Raw genomic sequence first — 20218 nt, 5'->3', positions numbered from 1 at the left:
GCCTGCACGCTACGCCCCGGCATGGGCGCGAGGCAAGCGAGGCCTTGTCCCGCCTCGTCTCCGGGGCGATCTGCGCCCGGTAGCGCCGACAGGGTAAACTTGGGTGTTTCCACCACCGCACGCGAGTTTTGCCCGATGTCGATTGAAAATCCCGTTGCCGCTCCCGCTACATCGACTGCGGCCGTTCCCCAGGATTTCATCCGGCAGATCGTGCGCGACGACCTCGCCACGGGCAAGCACCATGTGGTGCACACGCGCTTTCCGCCGGAACCGAACGGCTACCTGCATATCGGTCACGCCAAGGCGATCTGCCTGAGCTTCGGCATCGCGGGCGAGTTCAGGGGCTGGTGCAACCTGCGCCTGGACGACACCAACCCGGGCAAGGAAGACCCGGAGTTCGTCGAGGGCATCAAGGACGACGTGCGCTGGCTCGGCTTCGAGTGGCATTCGCTGCGCCATGCCTCGGATTATTTCGAGGTGTTCTACCGCTCGGCGATCAAGCTGATCGAAGACGGCGTCGCGTATGTGGATGATCTCAACGCCGAGGAGATGCGCGAATACCGCGGCTCGCTGACCGCGCCCGGTCGCCACTCGCCGTACCGCGACCGTTCGGTGACGGAGAACCTCGACCTGTTCCGCCGCATGCGCGCGGGCGAGTTCGCCGACGGCAGCAAGACGCTGCGCGCGAAGATCGATATGAGTGCCGGCAACATCAATATGCGCGACCCGGCGATCTACCGCATCCGCAAGGTCACCCACCAGAACACCGGCGACGCGTGGCCGATCTACCCGATGTACGACTATGCGCACTGCCTGTCCGATGCGATGGAAGGCATCACCCATTCGCTGTGCACGCTGGAGTTCGAGGATCACCGGCCGCTGTATGACTGGTTCGTCGACAAGGTCGATCTGCCGAACCATCCCGAGTTGTGGCAGTCGGTGGTCGCCGCCGGTCTGGAGGCGAAGCCGGCCAAGCCGCGCCAAATCGAGTTCTCGCGCCTCAACCTCAGCTACTGCATCACCAGCAAGCGCAAGCTGGCGCAGCTGGTCAGCGAAGGCTATGTCGACGGCTGGGACGATCCGCGCATGAACACGTTGCGCGGCTTGCGCCGGCGCGGCTTCACGCCGGCCGGTTTGCGCCTGCTGATCGAACGCGTCGGCGTCAGCAAGCAGAACAGCGTGATCGACTATGCGGTGCTGGAAGGCTGCATTCGCGAGGATCTAGACGCCACTGCGGCACGCCGCATGGCCGTGCTCGATCCACTCAAGCTGGTACTGACCAATCTGCCGGAAGGCCACGAGGAAACGCTGGGCTTTGCCAATCATCCGAAGGATGAAAGCTTCGGCACCCGCGAAGTCCCGTTCTCCCGCGAGGTGTGGATCGAGCGCGAGGATTTCGCCGAGGTGCCGCCGAAGGGCTTCCACCGCCTGAAACCCGAGGGCGAGGTGCGCCTGCGCGGCGTCGGCATCGTCAAGTGCGAGCAGGTCATCAAGGACGCCGACGGCAACGTGACCGAGCTGCGCGGCACGCTCGATCCGGAAACGCGCCACGGCCTTCCCGGTGCGGATCGCAAGGTGAAGGGCACGATCCACTGGGTCAGCGCGCAGCACGCGGTGGCCGCCGAGGTGCGCCTGTACGACCGCCAGTTCAACGTGGCCGCGCCGGAGAACGAGGAAGATGGCAAGAGCTGGCTCGAACACGTCAATCCGGACGCCAAGCGCGTGGTACAGGCATGGCTGGAACCGGCTGCCGCCCATGTCGAGCCGGAGCAGCGCTTCCAGTTCGAGCGGCTGGGCTACTTCGTGGCCGATCGCGTCGATCATCGCGCCACGGCACCGGTGTTCAACCGCACCGTGACCTTGCGCGATGTATGGGCGAAACCGGCCGGCCAGTAAGCGGAGAGAATCATGCTGCCTCTGCAGATCCACCTGACCCTGCCGCCATGGATTGGTGACGTGGCCGACGAGAGCCGGGCCTATCTCAGCGACGAGGACAGGGTCGGCTTGGCGATCGAGTTGTCGAAACACAATGTCGAACGCAGTCATGGTGGCCCGTTCGGCGCGGCAGTCTTCAACGAAACGGGCCGATTGATCTCGGTCGGCGTGAACCGCGTGGTGCCGCAGACCTGCTCGGTGGCGCACGCGGAAATGATGGCGTACATGACCGCGCAGCAGCGGCTCGCGGCCTTTCGGCTCAACGAACAGGGCGGCCGCTACATTCTGGCCACCAGCGCGCAACCGTGCTGCCAGTGTTACGGCGCCACGATCTGGGCCGGTGTCGACGAGCTGCTGATCGGCGCGCGTGCGGAAGATGTCGAGGAGCTCACCGAATTCGACGAAGGCCCGCTGCCGACTGACTGGCTCGGCGAACTGCAGCGCCGCAACATCACCGTCCGGCGCGACATCCTGCGTGACCAGGCACGCGCCGTGCTGGCCATCTTCGGCGCCAACGGTACATCGTATTGAGCCGCCTGCGCGCCGCGCTGCCCCTGATTCTGCTGGTACTGGCCGGCGTCGTGCTATTCGCGTCCGGCATGCTCGACCGACTGAGCCCGGAAAACCTGGTGGCGCACCAGCAACAGCTGCACGCACGGATTGCTGAACATCCCTGGCTGACCCGGCTGATCTTCATCGGCCTGCTGACTCTCGCCACCTCCACCGGCATCCCCGGCACGATCGTGGTGATCCTGGCCGGCGGCTTCGCGTTCGGCACGGTCGACGGCACGCTGTGTTCATCCGTCGGCCTGACCCTGGGCTCACTGATTCTCTATCTGGCCAGTCGCTACGCGTTCGGGGTCGGCAGCAAGCATCCACCCGTGATCGTTGCCAAGCTGCACCACAGCTTCGAACGCCACCCGGTGAGCTACACGCTGTTCCTGCGCTTCGTGCCGATCGTGCCGTTCGGCATGGTCACGGTGAGCCTGGCATGGCTGCGCTGCCCGTTGTGGCTGTTCCTTGGCGCCACCTGGCTCGGAGGCACCGTGATGCTGATCTTCGAGAGCCAGATCGGCGCCGGCATCGGTGAGGCCCTGAGCCATGGCGACAGCATGGGCCTGAGCCTGCTGCTGTACCGTCCGGTCTGGTTGCCGCTGTGTGGCGTCACCCTGCTCTCGCTGTTGCCGCTCCTGGTCGAACGGCTGCTGCTGAAATACCGGCATCCCCGGGCCGAACCGGCCCCGACAAACGACGACAACTGACCTGGCCGTCCAGCCGACGTCTTTTGGTCGGGCTGTCGAACGTCGCATTTCGCGCTAGGCTCGGTACCGACGGGAACCATGTCGGGGATCGGATAGACGAGATGGCCAGGTTCTGGATGAAACGGCTCTGGCGTCGTGCCTCGCTGATGCAGCGACTGGCCTTCGTCGCGCTGGTACCAACCCTGGTCACGGCATCCTTGCTGGTGGCCATCCTGACCCATTATCAGTTGATTACTCTGCGCAGCATGGGCCAGAACACGGCCGATGCCGTCGCCACCCAGGCAGCGTCGATCACCGCGGGCCCGCTGCACGACATGCAGCGACGTGAGCTGATACGCATTGCGCAGTCCATCGCCAATCTTCCGCATGTGGCCCATGTGCAGATCCGTGCCGCCAACGGGGAGATCCTCGCTGACAGGCATGGCCGCAGCGAAACCCATCCGCAGGAAAACCTGACCGTGGTGCGCGACGTGCTCGACAGCGACCAGCCACAGGCTGCGCCGCTGGGATCGGTGATGATCGACGTGAGCGTGGGCGATGCGATTGCCGCGCAACATGCCAGCCTGCGCGTCGCGCTGCTGGCGTTGGCGACAAGCCTGCTGGTCGCGACGGTGATTGCATGGCAGGCCGCAAGCTGGATCAGCGCGCCGCTGCGGCATCTGGCACGTGCGGTGCACGAACTCGGGCATGGTGATCATCCGGTAGCCGTCCGCGTAACGGACCAGACCGAAATCGGCGAACTGCAACACGGCTTCAACAGCGCCGCCGCAGCCTTGTTCGACATGCACCGTGGCATGGCGCAGGAGATTGAACAGGCCACCCTGGAACTCGCGCGCAAGAATGCTGCGCTCGAGGCAGCCAGCGTGGCCAAGGCGCGCTTCCTCGCTTCCGCTTCGCATGACCTGCGCCAGCCGCTGTATGCGTTGACCCTGTTCTCTTCTGCACTCGCGGTCGACGAACACGATCCGGTCCGGCTGGACCGCATCGCGCACATCCAGGAATGCGTGGAGGCGCTCGACCACCTCTTCAGCGAGCTGCTCGACCTGTCGCGGCTGGAAACCGGCGCGATGCAGATCGAGATCAGCGAATTCCCGCTGGACCCGGTGTTCGAGGAAGTCAGCCGCAACTTCCGCATGATCGCCGAGCAGCAGGATCTGCGCCTGACCGTGCGCACCACCGACCTGTGGGTGCGCAGCGACCGCACCATGCTTGCGCGCATCCTCAACAACCTGGTCAGCAATGCGCTGCGCTATACCCAGGAGGGCGGTGTGCTGGTTGGCGCGCGCCGGCGTCTGGACGGCACCGTGCGGATTGATGTGTGGGATACCGGCAGTGGCATCGCACCCGAACACCGGGAACGCGTCTTCGACGAGTTTTACCGGGTGGACAATCCAGGCAGCACAGACCACTCAGGCGGTCGCCAGCACCGCGGCCTCGGCCTCGGCCTGGCCACGGTGCAGCGTCTGGCCGAACTGCTGGATACCCGTGTCCTGCTGAAGTCCCATGCGGGGCGCGGCAGCGTGTTCAGCTTCCACGTATGCGAAGCACCGGCCCGCCCGATCCATACCCAGCAGATCGACGCAGCGCCACTGGACGTATCCGGCATGCGCGTGCTGGTGATCGATGACGAACCGGCGATTCTTTCCGGCATCCGTTATCTGCTGCGCAGTTGGGGTTGCGACGTGGCGACCGCCGAAGATCGCTCGCAGGCGCTGGAAGCTGCCGAAGACTGGCCGGAGCAACCTGACATCGTGATCTCCGACCTGCATCTGCGCGACGGCAAAAGCGGCCTGGACGCGCTGGCGGCGCTGGATCACTACTACATGCGCGATGGCACGCCGCCTTTTCCACGCCTGCTGATCACCGGTGAAACGCGCAGTGACCGCCTGCATGAAATCAAGGCGGCGAGGATTCCGGTGCTCTACAAACCAGTGTCACCGGAACAGTTGCGCGAGGCCATGATGGCCGTCTGGACGTCCTCGCACCATGTGGCCTGACATGACCCTTGTTTCGACAAGTTGCTGCGGGCATGTGGCGAGGGTATGTTGCTGCGGACGATGGGCAGCGGCCGGAATGCCACGATACCGCCACGAGGAACGGATATGCGGATACTGATCGCGGACGATCATCGGCTGATCGTCGAAGGTGTCAAAATCAAACTCGCCGAACTCGGTGCAGATACCGAATTCTCGGTGGCGATGGATGTCGACCAGCTGCGCCATTCGCTGCAACACGATCCCGCGCCCGACCTGGCGCTGATCGACCTGGCCATGCCCGGTGGTGATGGCCACGCACATCTGGCTGAAACCATACGCCAGTTGCCCGGCGTACCGGTGATCGTGCTCTCGGGATCGGAAGATCCGGCGCTGATGAAGGCATTGCTGGCGATGGGCGTGCAGGGGTTCATCCCGAAGGCCTATTCACCCGAGGTGATGCTGTCGGCGGTGCGATTGGTGCTGTGCGGTGGCGTCTACGTGCCCCCCATGCTGCTGCAGGATCTGGATGACGCCACCAGGACTGCCTCGCAGGATGAGGCGGCAGCCTCGATGGAGGAACGGCTGCGCAAGCTGCTCACCGAACGCCAGGTCGACGTATTGCGGCTGTTGTCGCAAGGCAAGCCGAACAAGGTCATTGCCCATAATCTCGGCATCAGCGAAGGCACCGTCAAGATCCACCTGGCGGCGATCTTCCGCGCGCTCAAGGTACGCAACCGGGTCGAGGCCGCGGTAGCCTCCCGACGCATCAGCGGACTCTAGAAAGCAGTATCTTATGTGTGATGCCTGTCACGGCAGGCGTAACATGCCGTGCATCGGCACGGCGTATGCTGATCGGCAAGGATGGGGGGAGATGACCCCGTGCGCATGGCTGCGATGCTGTGATCAACCACAAGGGAGTGGTTCCGTGCCGGGAAAACGCAGCGCTGACAGATCAAAGCCTCGCAGATCACAGGTCGCAGTTTGGCTTGCCGCACTGCTGGTTCTGGCCTGCCTGCCCCTGTACGCCACCGATGCCATCAAGCCATCGTCGTCTCTGACATTCGGCATTCTGCCGATCGGCGGCCCGTCCGAATCACTGGACGCATGGCGACCGATGCTGGACGACATGGGCAACGCATTGCAACGCCCCATCCACAGTATCTCGGTGAGTACCTATGAAGGCCTGGCGCAGGCGATGTCGGAAGATCGCGTGGACGTCGCCTTTGTCTCCGGTGTGATCGCCCTCGATGCAGTCACTCGCGACCGCATGCAAGTCATCGCCCAGCTCACCCGCGGCGACGGTTCGCATGGCTATTATTCGGTCCTGCTGGTACTGAAGGACTCGCCGATCCGTACCCTGGATGACCTGTACAGCCACCCGGGCCACTGGCGTTTCGCACGCGGGGAGTCACTGTCGACGTCGGGCTACCTGGTGCCCGAGACCCAGTTGTTCGCCAGCCACAAGCTCGATTCGGACACGTTCTTCGCCAGCGTCCAGGTCAACAACCACCAGAACAATGCACTGTCGGTGGCCAACGGCGAAGTGGACGTGGCCACCAACAACACCGCCGACCTGGAACGCTTCGCCCAACACTTCCCGGAGCAGTACGCGCGCCTGCGCATCTTGTGGAAATCCACCCTGATCCCCCATGCCGTCATCATCGTGCGCAGCGACCTGTCGCCACAGCTGCGGGCATCCATTGCGGACTTCATCACCCACTATGCAAAGGTCGGCCCGAATGTGGCGGCCGAGCGTGCCAAGCTGAAACTGATCCACGACATCAGCGGTTTTGCGCCAGCCGACGACGCTACCCTGGTACCGTTTGCCGATATCAACTACTCGCTGGAACGCCGCCGCGCGCTCAGCGCGCAATGGGTCAATGACGCAGCGATGCAGGCACGCCTGCAGAAAATCGAGAGCGATCACCAGCACCTGGTGCGGCTGCTCAAGGCGAACCAGCCTATGGATCTGCCATATCGAGGTGATGGGCCCTGACTGTCTGCGGCCGAAGGGAATGAAGCCCGCGCGTCATCTTGACTGGACCGCCTCCGAAACCGCATTGCACCGAAACCATTCCGGCAAAGAAAACCCGCATAATCATGGATCGTGCGGGTTTCTTGATTGGTGGGTCGTCCGGGATTCGAACCCGGGACCAATAGATTAAAAGTCTACTGCTCTACCAACTGAGCTAACGACCCATTTGCAAAACTCAAGCAGACAATTTTACGGGCTGGACGGCAACCGCACAAGCAACGACATGCTCAGACGTAGCGAGTGGGGTCGGCCAGACCTGCCTCGCGGAAGCCCAGCGCACGCAACCGGCAGGCATCGCAATGGCCGCAGGCACGCCCCTCGTCGTCGGCCTGGTAGCAGCTCACCGTCGCCGAGAAATCGATGCCGAGGCGCTGGCCCTCACGGGCGATGTCCGCCTTGCTCATGCGCATCAGCGGGGCGTGGATGCGGATGCTGCCCCCCTCGACCCCGGCCTTGGTGGCGACATTCGCCAGTGCTTCGAAGGCTTCGATGAAAGCGGGACGGCAATCCGGATAACCCGAGTAGTCAACCGCGTTTACGCCGCACCAGATATCGCTGGAACCGAGCACCTCGGCCCAGCCGAGCGCAATCGACAACATGATGGTGTTGCGCGCAGGCACATAGGTCACCGGAATGTGCCCGTCACCATCATGTGCACCGTCGTCCAGCGGCACATCGATGTCGGCGGTCAGCGCGGAACCACCGATGCTGCGCAAGTCGACGCTGACCGTTTTGTGTTCCACCGCACCGAGCATGTGCGAAACCCGCTCGGAGGCAGCCAGCTCAGAGTTGTGGCGCTGGCCGTAGGCCACGCTCAACGCATGCACCTGGTAACCCTGCTCACGTGCGATCGCAATGGTGACCGCCGAGTCCATGCCACCGGAAACCAGCACGACGGCCTTGCGCAATGAATTTTGAGACATGATGTATTCCACACAGAAGTGACCGGTCACCGGCCGCGAACGCCACCGGCAACACAGGCCGGCGCGCGGGTTTTCTTGCCGCTTGCAACAACATGGCCACAGCGCGGATTTTTTTGAAGAGTGCGACCATGGATGGCCGCTTTTTGATCTTTGCGCTCATGGATGAACGCACAAATCTAATGTCCCGCCGCGTCGTTCCACAGCAGCTTGTGCAGCTGCAACTGAAATCTTACCGGCAGCCTGTCGGCGATGATCCACTCGGCCAGCTCGCGCGGCTGCACCGCACCGTGCACCGGCGAGAACAGCACCATGCAGCGATCCGCCAGCGCATGCTCGCCCAGCATCGCACGCGCCCACTCGTAGTCGACGCGACTGGCGATCACGATCTTGATCTGGTCGTGCGGCAGCAGGTGATCGAGGTTCGACCACAGGTTGCGCTTGCTCTCACCCGAATCGGGCGCCTTCAGGTCCATCACCTTGTGCACGCGTGGATCGACCGCGGCGACATCGAGCGCACCGGAGGTTTCCAGCGACACTTCGTAACCGGCATCGCACAGTTTCTGCAGCAGGATCAGGCAACGCTTCTGCGCCAGCGGCTCGCCGCCAGTCACGCAGACATGCTTGGCACCATGCGAGGCCACCTCGGCCAGGATGTCGTCGATCGCGTGCCAGTCACCGCCGTAGAACGAATACTCGGTGTCGCACCAGACGCAGCGCAGCGGGCAGCCGGTGAGCCGCACGAACACGGTGCGCCAGCCGATCGCGTCGGCCTCGCCCTGGATCGAGTGGAAGATCTCGGTGATGCGCAGCCGATCGGGGACCGCCGCGACAGGCGTGGAAGCGTCCACGCTTGCGCTGTTGTCGTTCATTGCAGCGACCTCAGTTGGCCGACTGCGCCTGGATGCGCTGCAGGCGTTCCTTGGCCAGACTGGCAGCCTTGGAGCCCGGATACTTGGTAGTCACCTGGGTCAGCGTGGCCTTGGCGGCCGCATCCTGCTTCAGCTCAAGCTGGCTGTACCCAACCTTGAGCAGCGCATCGGGTGCCTTCTCGCTCTGCGGAAACTGGCTGAGCAGCTGCTGGAAGGATTGCAGCGCCACCGGGTAATTGGTGGTGACGTAGTAGGACTCGCCCAGCCAGTACCAGGCGTTGGGCGTGAGCGGGTGATTCGGATATTGCTTGATGAAGCTGCGGAACTCGCGCGATGCCTGCACATAATCACCGGCACGGATCGCCTTGAAGGCCACGTCGTAGGCACCCTGGGCGGCAGCCGGATCGGCGCCCTCCGCATTGCCCGCGCTAGCTGCAGCAGCGGGCTGCGCAGCCGGGGCGTTGCCGACGACTGCAGCCGCGGCGGCCGCCGGAACTGCCGGATTGGCGTTCGTCGGGGCTTGTGAGCCACCCGCGGCAGCGCCAGCGGCGCCGCCCCCGTTCTCGATACGGCCCAGACGGGCGTCGAGATCGGTGTACTGGGCCTTGTTCTTGTCTTCGAGTTCCTGCAGGTGATGCTGCAATTCCTCGATCTGTCCCTGCAGCTGCTGCACCTGCGATTGCAGCTGCTGCATCTGGTTGACCATGCCGATGCCGGACTGGTCCTTGTTCTGTGCCTGCTGTTCCAGCGCTGCGACGCGATCGGCCAGACTCAGCCGTGAACTCTGCGCACATACCGGTAACGCGAACAGCACGGCGGACGCAATTGCGCCCGCCATGCCGATCCTGGCTGAAAGGCTCTTAGCCAGTCGCTTCATCATTACTGAGCCGTGTAGACGATCTCGACGCGGCGGTTCTTGCTCCAGCAATCCTCGTTGTGCTCACGGCACACCGGCTTCTCTTTGCCGTAGCTGATCACTTCGAGCTGGCTGGCCGAACCACCGGCCGACTGCAGCGCGCTGGACACGGCATTGCCACGACGCTCGCCGAGGCCCAGGTTGTACTCACGCGTACCGCGCTCGTCGGTGTTGCCTTCGAGACGGATGTGCGACATCGGGCGATCCTGCAGGTACTTGGCGTGGCACGCCATGATCTGCTGGAACTCCGGCTTGATTTCGGTCTTGTCGAAATCGAAGTACACGACGCGCTGACGCAGGCAGGCATCGGTATCGAGATCGGCGGGGGTGTACTTGCCATTGGACTGGTTGCTCTCAGTCTGAGCAACCGGCTCTGGAGCCTGCGCCTGCGGCTTGACTTCCTGCTTCTTGGAACAGGCGGCCGCGCCAACACACAGCAGGGCGACCAGGGCGACGCGAACGGTCTTATTCATGGTGACGTTCCTTACGAGTTGAGTTCCGACAAACGATGACGATCGAGGTTACGGGACAACGACGCCGGTTAACCGGCTGTTATTTTGACACGTGTAAGACCGTTCGTGCGCGATAACGCACATCGATCCGACTGGTAGCGACGCGGCAAAGCGTCGCGACCGGAAACCGAAACGCGCCGGAGGCGCTGTTCGGGCCCAATCCCTGGGCATCATGATGCCACACATGGTGCGTAGCAACATGGAAAATCAGCGTTGCCGGTAGGGTCCCCAGGCAGGTTCCTGCACGTTGCCATCGGCAAGTGCTAGCCGCTGCCGAACCATTCCGTCATTGGATACCGAATACAGAACTCCGCGACTACCCTCGGTGGAGGAGTACAGCAGCATGCTTGCGTTGGGCGCAAAGCTGACAGCGTCGTCAAGCGGACCAGGCGAGACGTAACGCACCTGCCCACCCAGGCTGCGATCCACGATCGCGATACGATACACGTTCCCGTTGCCCTGCACCATTGCGATCTGCTTGCCGTCGTAGCTTACCGAGGCCTTGAGATTGTTCTGGCCCTGGAAGCTGATCCGTTCGGGGGTGCCGCCCGAGGCAGGAATCTGATAGATCTGCGGCCGACCGGAACGGTCGGAGGTGAAATAGATGCTCTGCCCATCCGGCGCCCAGGTCGGCTCGGTATCGATCGCCAGATTGGTGGTCAGCCGGGTTTCCTGGCGGCTGCCCAGATCCAGCACGTAGATTTCCGGGTTGCCGACATAAGACAGGGAGAGCGCCAGCTTGCTGCCGTCCGGCGAAAAGGCCGGCGCGCCGTTGATGCCCTTGTGCGACGAAACCAGCTGGCGCGAGCCGGTGGTGATGTCCTGGATGTAGATGTTCGAGTTGCCGCTCTCGAACGATACATAGGCGATCTTGCGGCCGTCCGGCGACCATGCCGGCGACAGCAGCGACTCCTTGGAGCGGGCAACGACCTGTGGGTTGTAGCCATCCGAGTCGGCCACGATCAGCGAATAGGTGGTGGCGTTGCCCAGGCCAACCGCGGTGATATAGGCGATCCGCGTCCAGAACGCGCCGCGCACGCCGGTGATCTTCTCGTAGATCTGGTCGGCGATCTGGTGGGCGACGCCACGCAGGTCGCCGGCCGGCACAGTGAACGCCTGCGCCAGCAGGCTCTGCTGCTTGTTGACGTCCCACAGCTCGTACTCGACCTTCAGCATGCCGCCACCGGCATCGCTGATGCGGCCGACGGTGATGTAGTCCTGCTTGAGCAAGCGCCAAGTGGCGAACTTGATGTCGGAGCCCTGCGACGGGGTCTCCACGATGTCGCTCTTGGCCAGCGAGCGGAACTTGCCTGAGCGGTTGAAATCGTTGCGCATCACGTCGGCAATGTCGGTCGACAGCGGCGCCCCACCCTGCTGGGCGAATGGCACCACCACGATCGGCGTGGCGGTCTTGACGCCGCCGACGATGTCGACATTAAGCGACTGGGCACTGACCGGGCCGACGAACAGCGCCGCGATGGCCAGCAGGACGAGGGCGAAGCTTGGGCTGAATTTGCGCATGGGCTTGATCATTGCGGCCTGAAGGTGAAGGTTAGGTTGCGCTGGAACACGCTCTCAAAACCCTTGTATGGCAAGGTCTTGGTGCGCAGCACGGCATTTTCGACCGAACGCCGGCCGGCATCGTCGTAGGGGCAGCTGGAATCCACGGTGGCACTCAGCACGTCGCCACCAGGTGATTGCACGATATGAACCTGGCACGGAACACTCGGCATGTTATCCGGCCGCAGCCAGTTCGGCGTGACCGCATTCTGAATGGCTGCTGCATACTCACTGCTGAGGTCGCTGTTCGGACTGTTGTTGCCGGTCTGGCGCTGGGCTGCATCCGGCAGATCGGCTTGGGCATCATCCTGGGCATTCTTCAGATCGTCCATCTGCTGCTTGGCCTGCTTCGCCTTGTTGTCCAGTTTCTTCGTCTGCTGGGCAGCCGCGTCCATCTTGGCGAACAAGGCATCGATCTGCTTCTGCTTTTCCTCTTTCTGCTTGGCTGCCTGCGCGTCCAGTTCGGACTGGCGCTGCCGCTCCTTCTCTTCCTGCAGCTGCTTGGCATCGGCCTGCTGCGCCGCGTCCTCGACCACCTTTTCCTGATCCTTGACGTCCGGATGCTCGGGCGGCGGCGGCAGGGCTTTCACCTGCGGCGTCTGCGGCGGCGGGACGGGCGGCGGCGGGACCGTGGGTGGTGGTGGCACGGTATTGGGCACCGGCTTGACCTTGACCGCCTTCGGCGGCGGACTGCCGGTCGTGCCGATCAGGGTCGCCTCGATGACCTGGCCCTGCAGCTGCAGCGGCGCAGAACAGGTGATCGGATTCATCCAGGCCGGCAGGCCCAGGGCATTGAAGACATTCTCGTAGCTTGAGCACGGCAGGATCGCGAGGAACAGAAACCCCACGATGCCGATGTGCAGAATGGCGGAAAGTACGACCGCCTTGGGCGTCGCCTTACTTTCGTCCATCGGACGCGCTCTTGCCCTGTTCGGGTTGACCCATCAAGCCGACCTTGGCGACGCCGGCCTGCTGCAGGTCGGCCAGCACCTTGAACACGCCGCCGTAGCTGCCGCGTTCGTCGCCGCCCACCAGCACGCTGACTTCGGGGTTCTCGCGCACGAAAGCGCCCACCTTGACCTGCAGCGTGTTCTCGTCGACCAGTTCCTTCTTCTCGCCGCTGAGGGTGAGATAGAGCTGGCCGTCCTGCAGCACCGAGACCAGCACCGGGTCCTTCTTCTGCTGCAGCGACTTGGCATTGGCCTGCGGCAACTGCACGTCGACGCTGGAATTCATCATCGGCGTGGTGACCATGAAGATGATCAGCAACACCAGCATCACGTCGATGTACGGCACGACGTTGATTTCGGATTTGAGCTTGTAGCGCTTCTGGCGCCGGGAAGTGGCCATGACTGCTGCTCCGCTCAGGCCACGTCGTCGGTCTGGATCTGCCGCTGCAGCACGGAGGAGAACTCTTCCTGGAACACGTCATAGCGCGAGGCAATGCGTTCGACCTTCGTGGCATAGCGGTTGTACGCCCACTGTGCCGGGATCGCCGCGAACAGACCCATCGCAGTGGCGATCAGCGCCTCGGAGATGTGCGGCGCGACCACCGCGATGGTGACGTCCTTCATCTCGCCCAGGCCCTGGAATGCACCCATGATGCCCCACACGGTACCGAACAGACCCACGTAAGGGCTGATCGAACCGACGTTGGCGAGGAACTCCAGGTTGCGTTCGAGCAGGCCGATCTCGCGCGTGCCAGCCACCTGCATGGCGCGCTCGGAGCCCTCGATCACGCTGCGCGTGTCGTGGGTCTTGCGCTGGCGCTGGCGGGCGAATTCGCGGAAGCCCGATTCGAAGATGTTCTCGATGCCACCGTTGCCGCCGCGGTTGCTGACCTCGCGGAACAACTGGGCCAGGTCACCACCGGACCAGAAGCGCTCCTCGAACGCCTCGGCGTCCTGCAGCGCCGCCTTGGTCTGGGTGTATTTGCGGATGATGATCACCCACGACAGGAACGAGAACACCAACAGCACCAGCAGCACCAGCTGCACCGGCACGCTCGAATCCGCGATCAGCGAGAAAATGTTCAGTCCACCGTTCATTGCTTGAAGGTTCTCCGCCAGTCGGCTTGGTTGTCAGGGGATGGATTCGAAAATCAGGTCGGTCGGGATCGGTGCCGCGCGCATGCGCAGGATATCCACGCAAGCCACCCGCACCTGCGCGCGGATCAGGCTGCTGCCGTCCGCCCGCGCGATCGTCTGGGCGAACAGGATACTGGCTGCGCGTCGTTCTTTGACTTCCACCGTCACCAACAGTTCATCATCCAGCAGGGCTGGCTTGAGGAAGTCGATCTGCATGTCGCGCACCATGAAGGCCAGCCCGGTGGCCTGCTTGAACGCGAACTGGTCGACGCCGAGCGCCCGCATCCATTCGCTGCGGGCCCGCTCCATGAAGCGCAGATAGCCTGCGTGATAGACCACGCCGCCAGCATCGGTGTCTTCCCAGTACACCCGCACCGGCCAGCTGAAAGGCGGCTTCTGCATGGGCTCAGACATCGCCAGCCCCGGCACTGAACAGGTCGGCCGCCTGCGCCTGGCGCGGCGGCGGCGTGAAGCCCAGGTGGCGCCAACCCTTGGCGCTGACCATGCGGCCACGCGCCGTGCGGATCAGGTAACCCTGCTGGATCAGGTACGGCTCGACCACATCCTCCAGCGTGCCGCGATCCTCACTCAATGCGGCAGCCAGCGACTCGACACCGACCGGGCCACCGTCGAAATTCTCGATGATCAGGCCGAGCAGGCGCCGATCCAGTTCGTCGAAACCTTCCGGGTCGATCTTCAGCATGTCCAGCGCGGCTTGCGCCGCCGCGAGGGTGATCTCGCCACCGGCGCGCACCTCGGCGTAATCGCGCACGCGGCGCAGCAGGCGGTTGGCGATGCGCGGGGTGCCACGCGAACGGCGAGCGATCTCCTGGGCACCCTCCGGCACGCAGACGATACCGAGGATGCGCGCAGCACGGCGGACGATCGCGGTGAGCTCCTCGGTGGTATAGAACTCCAGTCGCTGCACGATGCCGAAGCGGTCCCGCAAGGGCGCGGTGAGCATGCCTGCACGGGTGGTCGCGCCGATCAGGGTGAACGGCGGCAGGTCCAGCTTGATCGAGCGTGCGGCAGGACCCTCGCCGATCATGATGTCGATCTGGAAGTCCTCCATCGCCGGATACAGCACTTCCTCGACCACCGGTGACAGGCGATGGATCTCGTCGACGAACAGCACGTCGTTCGCCTCGAGGTTGGTCAGCAGCGCTGCAAGGTCGCCGGCGCGCTCCAGCACCGGGCCGGAGGTCGCGCGCACGTTGACGCCAAGCTCGTTGGCGATGACATGGCTCAGCGTGGTCTTGCCCAGCCCGGGCGGCCCGAAGATCAGCACGTGATCCAGCGCCCCACCGCGTTTCCTGGCTGCCTCGATGTAGATCGACAGTTGCTCGCGCACCGGCTGCTGGCCGAGATACTCGGTCAGCCGTTTCGGGCGGATGGTGGCCTCAAGCGCTTCGTCGTCGAGCTGCGCGGCGGCGGTGATGATGCGATGCTCGGTCATGCCGCGAATTATGGCAGGAACCGAGCGTGGCTGACCGGTTCAGGGAACCCGTATGCACCACGCGCGCCGCCCTAGATCTCCACCTGCGCACCCAGCTCGATCAGCCGGTTGCCCGGAATCTGGAAGAACGCCGTGGCCGGGACCGCATTGCGGGCCATGAAGGCGAACAGCTTGTCGCGCCAAAGCACCATGCCGGGACGGCGCTTGTCGGCGACGATGTTCTCCCGCGAGAGGAAGAACGTGGTGTCCATCAGGTCGAAAGGCAGGCCGGTGCGCGCGCACAGCGACAATGCCAGTGGAATGTTCGGATCCTCGGCGAAGCCGAAACGCAGCTCCAGGCCGAAGAATTCGTTGCCCATCGCCGTGATCTGGATCCGTTCGCTGGCGTCGGCGACCGGCGTCTCCAGCATGTCCACCGTCAGCATTACGTTGCGCTCGTGCAGCACCTTGTTGTGCTTGAGGTTGTGCAGCAGCGCATGCGGCACTGCATTCTGGTTCGCGGTGAGGAACACCGCCGTACCCGGCACCCGCAGCGGCGGGTGCTCGGAAATGTTCGCGATGAACGGCGCCAGTGCCAGGCCGCCCTGCTTGATCTCGCGAACCACCAGTTCGCGACCACGTCGCCAGGTCGTCATCAGCACGAATACGCCAAGGCCCAGCACCAGCGGGAACCAGCCGCCGAACTCGACCTTGATCAGGTTCGCGCCGAGGAAGGACAGGTCGATCGTCAGCAGCAGCACACCGGCCACAATCACAGCAAAGCGACTCCAGCCCCACTGGTGCCGTGCCACCACCAGAGCCAGCATGGTGGTGATCGTCATGGTGCCGGTCACCGCAATGCCGTAGGCCGCGCTGAGGCTGTCGGAGCTGCGGAAGCCGAACACCGCCACCAGCACCATCACCAGCAGGAAGCTGTTGACCCAGGGCACGAAGATCTGCCCGGACATCTCGCGCGAGGTGTGCACCACCTGCATGCGCATCGAGTAGCCCAGCGACATTGCCTCACGGGTCATCGAGAACGCACCGGAAATAACCGCCTGCGAGGCGATCACGGTGGCGATGCAGGCCAGACCGATCATTGGATACAGCAGGACCTGCGGCACCATCTTGAAGAACGGGTTGTCGATTGCCTCAGGGTGGGCGAGCAGCAACGCACCTTGCCCGAAATAATTGAGCACGAGTGCCGGCAGCACAAAGCTGAACCAGGCCAGCCGTATCGGCCGCTTGCCGAAGTGCCCCATATCGGCATAGAGCGCCTCGGCACCCGTCAGCGCCAGCACCACACCACCAAGCGCGATGAACGCCTGCATCCCATGGGTAAAGAAGAAATGCACGCCATGCATCGGATTGATCGCCCACAATACCTGCGGATTTTTCGCGATCAGATGTATGCCAAGCAACGCAATCACGATGAACCAGACCACCATTACCGGCCCGAACACGTTGCCCACGCGTGCGGTGCCGTGACGCTGCATCGCAAACAGGAAGAACAGGATCACCGCCGTCACCGGCACCACCCAATGTGCCAGACCGGGCGCTGCCACCTTCACACCCTCCACCGCCGACAACACGGAAATTGCCGGGGTGATCACGCCGTCGCCATAGAACAGCGAGGCACCGAAGATGCCGAGGATGGCCAGCACCCAGCGCAACTTCGGTTGCTCGCGCACGCTACGCTGCGCCAGCGCCATCAGCGCCATGATGCCGCCTTCGCCCTTGTTGTCGGCGCGCATGATGAACACGACATATTTCAGCGACACCACCACGATCTGCGCCCAGAAGATCAGCGAGAGCACGCCATAGATGCTTTCCGGCGTAGGCCTCATGCCGTCGTGGCTGAGCGTGGTCTGCAAGGTGTACAGCGGGCTGGTGCCGATATCGCCGTAGACCACGCCGATCGCGCCCAGCGCGAGCGCCGCCAGGCGCCGCTTGGTTTCCGACTCGTTTGTTGCGGACATGCTTGCGTGACTCACGGATTCAACCTCCGAGCGCGGCGCGCAGCGCCTTGCGGATGATGGCTTCGGCGTTGTCGCCCTCGGCGGCGACCTTCTGTACCAGCCGGGTGACTTCAGCCGGCTTGTAGCCAAGTTGCTGCAATGCCACGGTGGCTTCGCCGGCCGCATCAAGCGGCGCGCCTGCACTTTGCGTGACGCCACCAGGCGGGCCGGACAGCCCGTCAAGACGATCGCGCAATTCGACCACGATGCGTTCGGCGGTCTTCTTGCCGATACCGGGAATCTTGGTCAATGCGACTACATCGCCGGCATGTACCAGCCGCGCAAAGTGGTCGGTGGCGACGCCGGACAGCACGGCCAGCGCGATCTTCGCGCCGATCCCGCTGACTTTCAGCAGATTGCGGAACAGAGCGCGCTCGGCCTCATGCAGGAAGCCGTACAGCGTCACGCTGTCCTCCTTCACCGCATGATGGGTAAGCAGGACCACTTCCTTGCCGATACTCGGCAAGTCGTAGATCGTCGACATCGGCGCCTCGATCTCGTACCCGATGCCACCGACCTCGACAAGCAGCAGGGGCGGCTGCTTAGAAATCAGGATGCCACGCAGACGACCGATCATCGGCGCCGCCTCCAGGCCGTACGCGGAATACCCACACGAACCACGCTGGCGCGGGTATGCGCATGCGTCACCGCGATGGCAAGCGCGTCGGCAGCATCGGCCTGCAACGGACCCTTGAGACCAAGCAGGATGCCGATCATGTGTTGTACCTGGGTCTTGTCGCTGCGGCCGCTGCCAACCACGGACTGCTTCACTTCGGTTGCTGCATATTCGTGCACCACGATCCCCTGACTGACCACCGCGCAGATCGCGGCGCCACGCGCCTGCCCCAGCTTCAGCGCCGAATCCGGGTTGCGTGCCATGAAGACGCGCTCGATCCCGCACTCGCTCGGCTGATGCGCGGCGATGATGTCACACAGTTCGTCAAAGATGCGTTTCAGGCGCAACGGGAACGTGGCCTCGCCAGCCACCGCCAGCGCCGCATGAAAAACATGTGACAGCTTGCCGGTCGCGTCGACATCGATAATGCCCACGCCGGTGCGCTGGCTACCCGGGTCGATGCCGATGATTCTGGTCATGAAACGCGGCCCGGCGCGTCGGCAGGGTCACCTGCCGACTGGCGCTTACGGATGGATCCCGGCCGTCACAGCGGCGTTGTGATAGATCTCGTGCACATCGTCGAGTTCTTCCAGCCAGTCGATCAGGTCAAGCAGGGTTTCCTGCGCCTCGGCGGGAATCGCCACGCGATTGGCCGGGCGCATCACCACGTCGGCGCGCGCCGGCTTGAGGCCGGCCGCAGCCAGCGCCTGCTGCACTGCCTCGAAACTTTCCGGTGCGCACAGCACGCTGCTCTCGCCCGCCTCGTTCACCACGTCGTCGGCCCCCGCCTCGAGTGCGGCCTCCAGGATTTTCTCTTCCTGTTCGGCATCACCAGCCGTCTCGAACACCAGCTCGCCACAACGACTGAACTGGAACGCCACCGAGCCGCTCGTGCCGAGGTTGCCGCCGTGCTTGGTCAGCGCATGGCGCACATCGGCGACCGTGCGTACCGGATTGTCGGTGACGCAATCGATGATCAGCGCAATGCCGGCCGGGCCGTAGCCCTCGTAACGCAGCTCCTGCATGTCGGCGCCGCCATCGGCACCGGAGCCGCGCTTGATCGCGCGCTCGATGGTGTCCTTGGTCATGTTCGCCGACAGCGCCTTGTCGACCGCCGCACGCAGGCGCGGATTACCCGCCGGATCGGCGACACCGGCGCGGGTGGCGACGGTGATTTCGCGAATCAGCTTGGTGAATACCTTGGCGCGCTTGGCGTCCTCGGCATTCTTGCGACCTTCGATGGACGGGCCTCTACCCATGACAGTGCCTGCACTCGGATCAGATGAACGAACCGGGAATTTTACCTGATTTCGGATCGGGTGCCGGGATTCCGGCAAAAAGGCAGCCTGCAGGCAAACCGCTCAGGCCGCCTCGAAACGGCCCTGATGCAGGAATCGCGCTACGCGCTGCGCCACTTCGGCCGAGAACAGCAGTCCCGTATGGTTGGCCTCGACCACACAGTGGGAGGTCAGCCCGTCCAGCCGGGTTTCCTCCACCGCCACGGTGCCATCGTGCTCGCCGGCGAAATGACCCAGCATCGCGCCAAGCCCGAGCGGCATGCGACCGGCGATCATGCCCACCTCGCGCGGCCCGTCCCAGCGCTCGAAGCCCTGTTGCAGCAACTCGCGGTTGTGCCCCAGCAGCACTTCGCCACCACGGCCCCATGCGGCGAATCCGCGTGCCGCCGCACTGCCCTTCAAGGGCGAGCCCAGGCAGACGATGCGACCAGGCGGCAGCTCGCCGTCGAGACAGGCACGCAAGGCCAGCAGACCGCCGAGGCTGTGCCCGACCAGATGTACCGCATCGGCCTCCGCCGCCAATCCGATCATGCGCGCCTGCAGCCGGTCGAGGATGCGTTGCTGGGTGGCCGCCACGCTGAGGTAATCGAAGCGGTGCACGCGAAAGCCCGCTTCGATCAGCCGGCGATGCAACATGGACAGCGCGAAGCCGCGCATCCACAGGCCGTGCAGCAGGATCACATGATCAGACATGGCACAAACGAAGCCTGACGCGTAGTGAAGGCAACGACAACGCCGCCGCACACAGCTGCGTCAGCATGATCGCTCTGACACCA

General features: G+C 63.8%; 21 protein-coding genes and 1 tRNA gene. 6 read left to right on the top strand and 16 right to left on the bottom strand.

Annotated elements, in window-relative coordinates:
* Window positions 1–135: 135 nt before the first annotated feature.
* The 6 genes from B0E50_RS15020 (at window position 136) to phnD (ending at window position 7169) form a co-directional block, all read left to right on the top strand.
* Window positions 136–1896 (top strand): glutamine--tRNA ligase/YqeY domain fusion protein, encoded by a 1761-nt coding sequence (locus B0E50_RS15020; protein ID WP_077442152.1) that lies wholly within the window; start codon window positions 136–138, stop codon window positions 1894–1896.
* 12 nt (window positions 1897–1908) lie between these two features.
* Window positions 1909–2466 (top strand): nucleoside deaminase, encoded by a 558-nt coding sequence (locus B0E50_RS15015; RefSeq protein WP_077442151.1) that lies wholly within the window; start codon window positions 1909–1911, stop codon window positions 2464–2466.
* The gene (locus B0E50_RS15010; RefSeq protein WP_077442150.1) at window positions 2463–3197 is read left to right on the top strand and encodes a VTT domain-containing protein; all 735 of its coding nucleotides are present in this window, start codon (window positions 2463–2465) and stop codon (window positions 3195–3197) included. The genes B0E50_RS15015 and B0E50_RS15010 overlap by 4 nt, the downstream gene beginning before the upstream one ends.
* 116 nt (window positions 3198–3313) lie before the next feature.
* On the top strand, window positions 3314–5194 hold the full coding sequence (locus tag B0E50_RS15005; protein WP_254427304.1) for a hybrid sensor histidine kinase/response regulator: 1881 nt from the start codon (window positions 3314–3316) through the stop codon (window positions 5192–5194).
* A gap of 105 nt (window positions 5195–5299) precedes the next feature.
* Window positions 5300–5953: a response regulator transcription factor gene (locus B0E50_RS15000; RefSeq protein WP_077442149.1), complete on the top strand. Its 654-nt coding sequence runs from the start codon at window positions 5300–5302 to the stop codon at window positions 5951–5953.
* Between the two features lie 13 nt (window positions 5954–5966).
* Window positions 5967–7169, top strand: a complete 1203-nt coding sequence (gene phnD, locus B0E50_RS14995; protein WP_343124522.1) for a phosphate/phosphite/phosphonate ABC transporter substrate-binding protein — start codon at window positions 5967–5969, stop codon at window positions 7167–7169.
* A 127-nt stretch (window positions 7170–7296) separates the two neighbouring features.
* Here phnD and B0E50_RS14990 read toward each other — a convergent pair.
* The 16 genes from B0E50_RS14990 to B0E50_RS14915 all read right to left on the bottom strand — a co-directional run bounded on the left by B0E50_RS14990 (window position 7297) and on the right by B0E50_RS14915 (window position 20135).
* Window positions 7297–7372: transfer RNA gene (locus B0E50_RS14990), tRNA-Lys, on the bottom strand.
* A 63-nt stretch (window positions 7373–7435) separates the two neighbouring features.
* Window positions 7436–8131 carry a 7-cyano-7-deazaguanine synthase QueC gene (gene queC, locus B0E50_RS14985; RefSeq protein ID WP_077442628.1) on the bottom strand — a complete coding sequence of 232 codons (696 nt, stop codon included), beginning with the start codon at window positions 8129–8131 and terminating at the stop codon, window positions 7436–7438.
* A gap of 176 nt (window positions 8132–8307) precedes the next feature.
* Complete coding sequence (gene queE / locus B0E50_RS14980; protein WP_077442147.1) at window positions 8308–9000, bottom strand: 7-carboxy-7-deazaguanine synthase QueE; 693 nt, start codon at window positions 8998–9000, stop codon at window positions 8308–8310.
* 10 nt (window positions 9001–9010) lie between these two features.
* Window positions 9011–9838, bottom strand: coding sequence for a tol-pal system protein YbgF (ybgF, locus tag B0E50_RS14975; RefSeq protein ID WP_077442146.1), 828 nt, complete (start codon window positions 9836–9838; stop codon window positions 9011–9013).
* Window positions 9839–9879: 41 nt separating this feature from the next.
* Window positions 9880–10389, bottom strand: coding sequence for a peptidoglycan-associated lipoprotein Pal (pal, locus tag B0E50_RS14970; RefSeq protein WP_077442145.1), 510 nt, complete (start codon window positions 10387–10389; stop codon window positions 9880–9882).
* Window positions 10390–10635: 246 nt separating this feature from the next.
* Window positions 10636–11949: a Tol-Pal system beta propeller repeat protein TolB gene (tolB, locus tag B0E50_RS14965; protein ID WP_077442627.1), complete on the bottom strand. Its 1314-nt coding sequence runs from the start codon at window positions 11947–11949 to the stop codon at window positions 10636–10638.
* Window positions 11950–11957: 8 nt separating this feature from the next.
* Window positions 11958–12899: a cell envelope integrity protein TolA gene (locus B0E50_RS14960; protein ID WP_077442144.1), complete on the bottom strand. Its 942-nt coding sequence runs from the start codon at window positions 12897–12899 to the stop codon at window positions 11958–11960.
* Window positions 12886–13338, bottom strand: coding sequence for a protein TolR (gene tolR, locus B0E50_RS14955; RefSeq protein ID WP_077442143.1), 453 nt, complete (start codon window positions 13336–13338; stop codon window positions 12886–12888). Before tolR ends, B0E50_RS14960 begins: the two co-directional genes overlap by 14 nt.
* Before the next feature lie 14 nt (window positions 13339–13352).
* Window positions 13353–14036: a protein TolQ gene (tolQ, locus tag B0E50_RS14950; protein WP_077442142.1), complete on the bottom strand. Its 684-nt coding sequence runs from the start codon at window positions 14034–14036 to the stop codon at window positions 13353–13355.
* Window positions 14037–14069: 33 nt separating this feature from the next.
* On the bottom strand, window positions 14070–14489 hold the full coding sequence (gene ybgC / locus B0E50_RS14945; protein WP_077442141.1) for a tol-pal system-associated acyl-CoA thioesterase: 420 nt from the start codon (window positions 14487–14489) through the stop codon (window positions 14070–14072).
* Window positions 14482–15531, bottom strand: coding sequence for a Holliday junction branch migration DNA helicase RuvB (gene ruvB, locus B0E50_RS14940; RefSeq protein ID WP_077442140.1), 1050 nt, complete (start codon window positions 15529–15531; stop codon window positions 14482–14484). The genes ybgC and ruvB overlap by 8 nt, the downstream gene beginning before the upstream one ends.
* A 71-nt stretch (window positions 15532–15602) precedes the next feature.
* Window positions 15603–17489 (bottom strand): potassium transporter Kup, encoded by a 1887-nt coding sequence (locus B0E50_RS14935; RefSeq protein ID WP_077442139.1) that lies wholly within the window; start codon window positions 17487–17489, stop codon window positions 15603–15605.
* Between the two features lie 19 nt (window positions 17490–17508).
* On the bottom strand, window positions 17509–18105 hold the full coding sequence (gene ruvA / locus B0E50_RS14930) for a Holliday junction branch migration protein RuvA (protein WP_077442138.1): 597 nt from the start codon (window positions 18103–18105) through the stop codon (window positions 17509–17511).
* Window positions 18102–18623, bottom strand: coding sequence for a crossover junction endodeoxyribonuclease RuvC (ruvC, locus tag B0E50_RS14925; protein WP_077442137.1), 522 nt, complete (start codon window positions 18621–18623; stop codon window positions 18102–18104). The genes ruvA and ruvC overlap by 4 nt, the downstream gene beginning before the upstream one ends.
* 45 nt (window positions 18624–18668) lie before the next feature.
* Window positions 18669–19403: a YebC/PmpR family DNA-binding transcriptional regulator gene (locus B0E50_RS14920; RefSeq protein ID WP_077442136.1), complete on the bottom strand. Its 735-nt coding sequence runs from the start codon at window positions 19401–19403 to the stop codon at window positions 18669–18671.
* Window positions 19404–19505: 102 nt separating this feature from the next.
* A complete protein-coding gene (locus tag B0E50_RS14915; protein WP_077442135.1) occupies window positions 19506–20135 on the bottom strand; it encodes an alpha/beta hydrolase in 630 nt (209 codons plus the stop codon).
* Window positions 20136–20218 lie beyond the last annotated feature (83 nt).

Origin of the sequence: Rhodanobacter sp. C01 (assembly GCF_002001045.1) — a bacterium.
GTDB lineage: Bacteria > Pseudomonadota > Gammaproteobacteria > Xanthomonadales > Rhodanobacteraceae > Rhodanobacter.
This window is presented reverse-complemented; position numbering and strand designations above follow the sequence as displayed.